Below are 7,258 nucleotides of genomic sequence, written 5' to 3'. Positions count from 1 at the left end.
ATGGCCAAATATGGTGTTTTTCGATTCTACAGGAGAGATAAAAGTAGTCGGTGTAAGAAATGCAATGAAGCTTAATAGAGAAAAACGTGTGTAGTTTATAAATAGTGAAACCGAAGAATCTTGCGGATTTCATAACCACAATAATGGGGGATAGTATTAAATGCGAAAAAGAGGGCGTAGGAATTAAATTCCGTACGCCCTCTTTGAGGCTTTAAAGGTGAGAGACTATAGGCTCGAACCGGTACCCCATTATTGTAGTTATGATAAAATCCGCTAGGATTCGAAGGTATCACTAATGATAACTCTTAGATACGTTTTCTCTATTAAGCTTTTACTGTATCTAGTTCTTCGCCGATGGCTTCTAAACGCGCCACGACTTCTTCTAGTGATAAGTTGTGTTCTGCTACGTAGCGGTTGCGTGGGTGAACACGACATTCATGGCTGCAACCACGTAAGTATTTGTCTTCATTTTCTTCAGAACAAAGAATGCGACGGTTACATTCTGGGTTTCCACAGTTTACGTAACGTTCGCACGGTGTACCATCGAACCAGTCTTTCCCAATTACTACTGGGTCTACGTGGTTGATGTCAACAGCGATACGTTCGTCAAATACGTACATTTTTCCATCCCATAATTCGCCTTGAACTTCTGGGTCTTTTCCGTAAGTTGCGATACCGCCGTGTAATTGACCGACATCTTTGTAGCCTTCACGAACCATCCAGCCAGAGAATTTCTCACAGCGAACGCCACCTGTACAGTAAACAACGACACGTTTGTCCATGAATTTCTCTTTGTTATCGCGAACCCATTGTGGTAATTCACGGAAGTTGCGAATGTCAGGGCGGATAGCACCGCGGAAGTGACCTAGATCGTACTCATAGTCGTTACGAGTGTCTAGGACAACAGTGTTTTCGTCAAGTAGGGCTTCTTTAAACTCTTGTGGAGAAAGGTAAGCACCTGTTGTTTCAAGTGGGTTAATATCGTTATCGAAGTCGTTATCTTCTAAACCAAGGTGTACGATTTCTTTTTTGTAACGAACGAACATCTTCTTGAAGGCTTGTTCGCTTTCTTCATCGATTTTAAACCATAAGTCTTCCATGCCAGGAAGAGAGTGAACATAGTCCATATATTTTTGAGTTGTTTCGTAATCACCAGATACAGTTCCGTTGATTCCTTCGTCAGCGACAAGGATACGTCCTTTTAATCCGATTGATTTGCAGAATGCTAAATGATCTGCCGCAAATTGTTCCGCATTTTCGATTGGAACATATTTATAGTAAAGTAAAACACGAATGTCTTTTGCCATATTGTAAATCTTTCATCCTTTTCTAATTTGTAGTGATTCTATTGTAACTTTATTGAGAATGATTATCAATGAATTCGATTGTGAAAAACTTCGAAAGGTATTGACATGAAGGCGTTTTGGAGTATAATATTCAGTATAACGTTAAATTTATCAGATTGGAGGAGAAATCAATGAACAACTTAAACGTAAAACAAGTACATGTTTTGAGAAACCTTCCAATTTTGGTGAATGAAGTATAGCGCATTTTTATAGATAAATTTAAGTGAGCCGTTACTTTTTCCATGCGTGGGGAAGGTTACGGCTTTTTTGATGGAGGAAAACGATGAACGATTTATTGAAAGTCATTATTAATTTTATAAAAAAACATCCGATGCGCTACCTTGTTAGTTTCATTTTGATGATTGCAAGTAGTATTGCGGCGGTGTACCCAGCTCGGATTATCGGACAAGTCGTCGATAGCATCGTGGCGAGTGAACTGAACGCCGAGTGGCTTTGGACACAGCTTGTGGTTTTAGTCGGGATTATTCTTGTGGCCTATATTACGGAGAGTATTTGGACATATTTTATTTTTATTGGGTATTATGAAGTTCAAAAAGAATTACGTGTGAAGTTACTGCGCAATAATTTACGGAAGAAAATTCCGTTTTACGCGCATTTTAGAACGGGCGATATTATTACGCGTAGCAGTGAAGACGTTTCAACGATTGGTGAAATGATGGGGTTCGGTATGTTTGCCTTGATGAACTCTACATTACTGGGGAGCGTATCACTTTATATGATGGTTACAACGATTTCATTGCCACTGACCATCGCAGCAGTTTTGCCACTGCCAATCCTTTCGTATCTTGTGTATAAATGGGGATTCGATTTAGAAGAAGAGTACAACAAGGCGCAAAATGCAGTTTCACAATTAAATAATGAAGTGCTGGAGATGATTGACGGGACGTATGTGATTCGAGCTTACGGACAAGAAGATGCGATGATGGATGAATTTCGTGCGAAAACGAAAAAGGCCATGAAGCAAAATATCGTCGTGGCAGAGATTGAGTCTCGTTTTATTCCACTCGCGCAATTATTTATGATGATCAGCTTTACCATTGCGCTTCTCTACGGTGGGTATCTAGTATCGACTGGGGACATTCTAGTCGGGGATGTCATTGCATTCCAAGTCTATATGGGGTCGATTATGTGGCCGATGTTTATGATTGGCGATATTATCACGAACTATAAACGCGGAAAAGTAGCAACCGAGCGTATTAATGAAGTGTTGAAACATGATGATGAAATTGAACGCGGCGGTACAAAAGCGCTCGAGACGATTGAATCCATTGAGTTTAAGGACTTCAACTTTACGTATCCAGGTGAAGAGTCGCCATTATTAAAAGAAATTAACCTTACATTAAATAAAGGCGAGACGCTTGGGATTGTTGGGAAAACAGGTTCTGGGAAGACGACGCTGTTGATGCAATTATTACATCAATTTCCATACCGAGGAGAGCAGCTTCTCATTAACAGAGAACCATTGATTGATTACGATCCTCAAATGGTGGCAGGTCATTTAGCCTACGTTCCGCAAGAACACACACTTTTCTCACGCACGATTCGCGAGAATATGTTATTCGGGAAAGAAGATGCAACCGATGAAGAAATCTGGGAAGCATTGACGTTGGCGTCCTTTGATGGAGACGTGAAACGCATGCCGCAGCAGCTCGATACGATGGTCGGAGAAAAAGGGGTATCTCTCAGTGGTGGTCAAAAACAACGTCTATCGATTGCGCGTGCCTTCATACGCAACCGTGAATGTTTGATTTTAGATGATGCGTTATCCGCAGTTGATGCGAAAACAGAACGCGAAATTATCTCGCACTTGCAAGAAGAGCGTGGCGGCTGTATGAATATTATTTCTGCACACCGACTTTCTGCGATTCGTCATGCTGATGAGATTATTGTGATGAATGAAGGACGCATTAGTGATCGCGGTACCCACGAGGAGTTACTCGCACAACGTGGTTGGTACTATGAACAGTACCTGATTCAAGAGATAGAGGAGGAGATCGAATGAAAACGATGAAGCGATTATTAAGCTACCTCCGCTATGAGAAAAAAGGAGTTCTGATTGGACTCGTCTGCCTGTTGATTTCAACCATTGCGACTTTAACAGGACCTCTTGTGGCAAAATATATGATTGATAATGTGATTACACCGATGGGACAATCGCATGTCTTCGATGCTGGAAGTGTACTCCTATGGGTGGGTATTTACGTGGCAGTGAACTTAATTGGAGCGGCTGGTGGATATTTAAACCGTTTATATATGAAGACTCTCTCGAACCGCGTGGCCAAACGCATTCGTGACGAAGTATTCGAACATGTACAAACCTTGCCAGTATCGTATTTCGACCATTTACCTGCCGGAAAAGTGGTTTCTAGAATTACGAGTGATACGGAATCGGTGCGTGCAAACTTTTATGTCAATGGGATTTCGACGCTCCTTAGTACCGTCGTGATGCTCATTGGGGTATACACAACGATTTTCTTATTAAATGCGACGCTTGGATTCGTGTTATTATTCCTAGTTCCGGTGATGATGCTATGGCAGCGAACCGTTGCCGTAATGCAGAAAAAATGCTATACAGAGAGTCGTGAACTGTACAGCCAGTTGAGCGGACAGTTAAATGAAAGCATTCAAGGGGCTTGTATCGTTCAAGCCTTCCAACAAGAAGAAAAAATTGTCGCGGAATATGATGAGACGGCTACGTCTTGGGTAGAGGTTGGTCGTAAGGAATTAATTCTTGAGTCGTACTTCTCATGGAGTTTAGTTGGCTTACTTCGAAACTTTACGTTATTTGGAATTGTGTATTACTTCGGAATGCAATTTATCGGTGGAACGCTGGGGATTTCAGCGGGGCTCCTATATGCCTTTATTGATTATGTCAACCGTGTTTACGAGCCGATTCAAACCTTTATGAATGTCGTGTCTGGTTTCCAACAATCAATGGCTGCCGGTGACCGTGTGTTTGAATTAATGGATACGCCAAGCGAAGACTCCGGAGAAGAACTCTTTACCTTTGACGAAGGACGAATTGAATTTAAAGATGTGAGTTTTGAATATACACCGGGAGTTCCTGTATTGAAGAACTTGAATTTCACGGTAGAACCTGGGCAGACGGTGGCGTTTGTCGGACATACCGGTTCAGGAAAATCTTCTATTATGAACTTGCTCTTTCGATTCTATGACCCAACGAGTGGAGCCATCTTGATTGATGGAAAAAACACGCGTGACTTTAACAGACGCAGCGTTCGAAGCGAAATGGGTATCGTGCTTCAAGATCCGTATTTATTCACAGGAACAATTGCTTCAAACGTCGGGCTCAATAATGAATCGATTCAACCGGAGACGATTAAAGAGGCGCTCGTGAAAGTAGGTGGAGGACATCTACTTACAAAGAGTGACAAAGGATTGGACTACGAAGTAAAAGAAAAAGGGATGGACTTCTCTTCAGGAGAACGCCAATTGATTTCATTTGCTAGGGCCATTGTCTTTGACCCGAAAATCTTAATTCTAGACGAAGCGACTTCGCATATCGATACCGAGACGGAAGAGATTATTCAAAACGCAATTAATGTCGTAAAAGAAGGGCGTACAACCTTTATGATTGCGCACCGACTTTCTACGATTGCTCATGCAGACCAAATTTTTGTGTTGGATAAAGGAGAAATTGTGGAACGCGGAACGCATGATGAATTGATGCAACTCAATGGACAATATGCCGAAATGGTGGCTCTTCAAAAAGGCTAATCCCATAGACTCTGTTTCTTTTGAAACAGGGTCTATTTTGATGCAGTGGGTAAACAGAATTTTTATTGTTTTTCAAGGGAATTCATGGTGCATAAAGCCGCCTAGTTTGTTACAATGTGTAGGAAACAGATTGGGGAGAGAGTTATGATTACAAAAGAAGTTATTGAACGCGCTACGGCACATCGCCGTCATTTACATATGTATCCAGAAGTATCCGGAACGGAAATCGAAACGACTCGCTATATCCGCGAAGCCCTAGAAGCGATGGGACTTACATGCTGGGGTTTAAAGTCTAAAACTGGAGTCGTGGCAGAAATCGGAAACGACAATGGACCAACATTAGCCTTACGTGCCGACATCGATGCCTTACCGATTGTGGAACAAACAGGATTAGACTACGCTTCAAAAAATGAAGGAGCAATGCATGCGTGTGGACATGATTTCCATACAGCAAGCCTACTTGGAGCCGTTCAAGTGTTGAAGGAACAAGAAGCTAATTTAAAAGGGAAAGTTCGCTTTATTTTCCAACCGGCCGAAGAAAGTAACCAAGGAGCACGCGCATTGATTGCAGAAGGCGTGCTTGACGGAGTGGACGCGATTATTGGATTCCATAATAAACCAGAAATTCCAGTTGGAACGATTGGTGTGAAGGAAGGACCTCTGATGGCAGCAGTCGGCCAATTTAAAGCAGAAATTACAGGGGTAGGAACACATGCGGCAGCACCGCACAACGGGAACGATCCAATCGTGACGGCATGCCAAGTGATTGCCAATGCCCAAGCCATCGTTGCTCGTCATACTTCTCCGCTCGAACCAGTGGTATTAAGCGTATCGCATATCGAAGCAGGAAATACATGGAATGTGATTCCAGAAAAAGTATTTTTTGAAGGAACGATTCGTACCTTTAATAAAGAAGTGGAACGTAAAATGACCGAGCAATTCGAGAAGATGATTGTCCAAACCGCAGATGTATACGGACAAAAAGGTAGTATCGAATGGATTTTAACGCCACCAGTCGTGCATAATGATGCCGCAGTCACAAAAGTGGTTAAAAGTGTGACGGAGAAATTTGCGACAGTGGTAACACCGGAAGTGACTTTAGGAGCGGAAGATTTCGCTAATTATATGGAACACGTTCCAGGATGTTTCGTCTTTATCGGAACAGGTTGCCCACGCGAATGGCATCACCCAGCATTCTTAGTGGATGATGCGGCATTACCATTTGCCATTCAGTATTTTGTGGATAACACGAATGCTCTTCTAGAAGTACTTTCACAGAAAGGAAACGCGTAATATGAAAACAATGGTGGTGATTAGCCATCCAACAATTCAAACGTCATCGAGCCAACAGTTTTTCCTTGCAACTTTAAAAGGGGAAGAGTCGGTTGCGGTTCGTCATTTAGATGAAGTATGGAGTGAAGCAAAACCGCATTTTACAAAATCGGATGAAGAAAAAGCTTTGGCAGATTCTAGTGCACAGCGTCTGATTCTTCAATTCCCGATGTATTGGTACCAAGCGCCTTCTGTGATGAAGGAATGGATCGATACAGTGATGAGTAAGAGTGCGCCTTTTGCCAAACAGATTAAGGAACTCGGAATTGTTGTGACACTCGGTGTGAAAGAAGAAGCCTTCCGTGCAGGAGGAAAAGAGCAATTCACGATTTCGGAACTCTTGCGCCCGTTCCAAGCGTTGGCCAATGCGATGGGGTGGACCTATTTACCGATTTTTGAGGTACATCAGTTTGATTATAAGACTGAAGAGGCGAAACAAGTCTTACTCGTGGAATATTTACAATACGTGACAAAAGAACATCACGGAACACTAAAAGATACCGAAGAGTGGTTCATCAAACGTGCAGAAGCATTGCCTGGTGCACATTGGGAACAAATCGCAGAGTGGATCAAGGAAAACCAGGACGAAAGACTGGAGCTCGAGATGCATCTTAGTAACTGGGAGGAGAGTCAGTATGGAGATTATTGAGAAAATCCAGTTGCTCGATGCATGGATTGGCGAAGCAAAAGACTATAAAGAACGCGCATTGCTTGTGGCTGCAAAAACTCTTCTATTAGAACAAGCAAAACGAATTGAACAAGCACATGGTGAATTGGATGGACGGATGTGGAGTCCTGAAAACTGGGCTAAATAAGGAGAA

6 protein-coding genes are annotated in these 7,258 nt (G+C 42.4%); 5 read left to right on the top strand and 1 reads right to left on the bottom strand.

Annotation, left to right across the window (positions count from 1 at the left end; all coding sequences use genetic code 11):
- Positions 1-323 precede the first annotated feature (323 nt).
- Entirely contained in the window at positions 324-1,307 is a 984-nt protein-coding gene (locus O3793_RS07975) for a rhodanese-related sulfurtransferase (RefSeq protein ID WP_371446673.1), read from the bottom strand.
- 322 nt (positions 1,308-1,629) lie between these two features.
- Between O3793_RS07975 and tetA(60) the strand changes: the two genes are divergently transcribed.
- From tetA(60) to O3793_RS07950, 5 genes are all read left to right on the top strand, one after another.
- Positions 1,630-3,369 carry a tetracycline efflux ABC transporter Tet(60) subunit A gene (tetA(60), locus tag O3793_RS07970; RefSeq protein ID WP_371446671.1) on the top strand — a complete coding sequence of 580 codons (1,740 nt, stop codon included), beginning with the start codon at positions 1,630-1,632 and terminating at the stop codon, positions 3,367-3,369.
- Positions 3,366-5,105, top strand: coding sequence for a tetracycline efflux ABC transporter Tet(60) subunit B (gene tetB(60) / locus O3793_RS07965; protein ID WP_371446669.1), 1,740 nt, complete (start codon positions 3,366-3,368; stop codon positions 5,103-5,105). The genes tetA(60) and tetB(60) overlap by 4 nt, the downstream gene beginning before the upstream one ends.
- A gap of 144 nt (positions 5,106-5,249) precedes the next feature.
- The gene (locus O3793_RS07960) at positions 5,250-6,398 is read left to right on the top strand and encodes an amidohydrolase (RefSeq protein WP_371446667.1); all 1,149 of its coding nucleotides are present in this window, start codon (positions 5,250-5,252) and stop codon (positions 6,396-6,398) included.
- 1 nt (position 6,399) lies between these two features.
- A complete protein-coding gene (locus O3793_RS07955; RefSeq protein WP_371446665.1) occupies positions 6,400-7,086 on the top strand; it encodes an NAD(P)H-dependent oxidoreductase in 687 nt (228 codons plus the stop codon).
- Positions 7,073-7,252, top strand: coding sequence for a hypothetical protein (locus tag O3793_RS07950; protein ID WP_371446663.1), 180 nt, complete (start codon positions 7,073-7,075; stop codon positions 7,250-7,252). Before O3793_RS07955 ends, O3793_RS07950 begins: the two co-directional genes overlap by 14 nt.
- The last annotated feature ends 6 nt before the right edge of the window (positions 7,253-7,258 follow it).

The organism is Granulicatella sp. 20925_1_28 (assembly GCF_041433575.1).
In the GTDB taxonomy this organism is placed as follows: domain Bacteria; phylum Bacillota; class Bacilli; order Lactobacillales; family Aerococcaceae; genus Granulicatella.
This window is presented reverse-complemented; position numbering and strand designations above follow the sequence as displayed.

What these genes read in the sequence shown, in the direction of transcription:
- O3793_RS07950 (WP_371446663.1), top strand. Translation starts at nt 7,073, where the DNA reads ATGGAGATTATTGAGAAAATCCAGTTGCTCGATGCATGGATTGGCGAA.
- O3793_RS07960 (WP_371446667.1), top strand. Translation starts at nt 5,250, where the DNA reads ATGATTACAAAAGAAGTTATTGAACGCGCTACGGCACATCGCCGTCAT.
- O3793_RS07975 (WP_371446673.1), bottom strand. Translation starts at nt 1,307, where the DNA reads ATGGCAAAAGACATTCGTGTTTTACTTTACTATAAATATGTTCCAATC.
- O3793_RS07955 (WP_371446665.1), top strand. Translation starts at nt 6,400, where the DNA reads ATGAAAACAATGGTGGTGATTAGCCATCCAACAATTCAAACGTCATCG.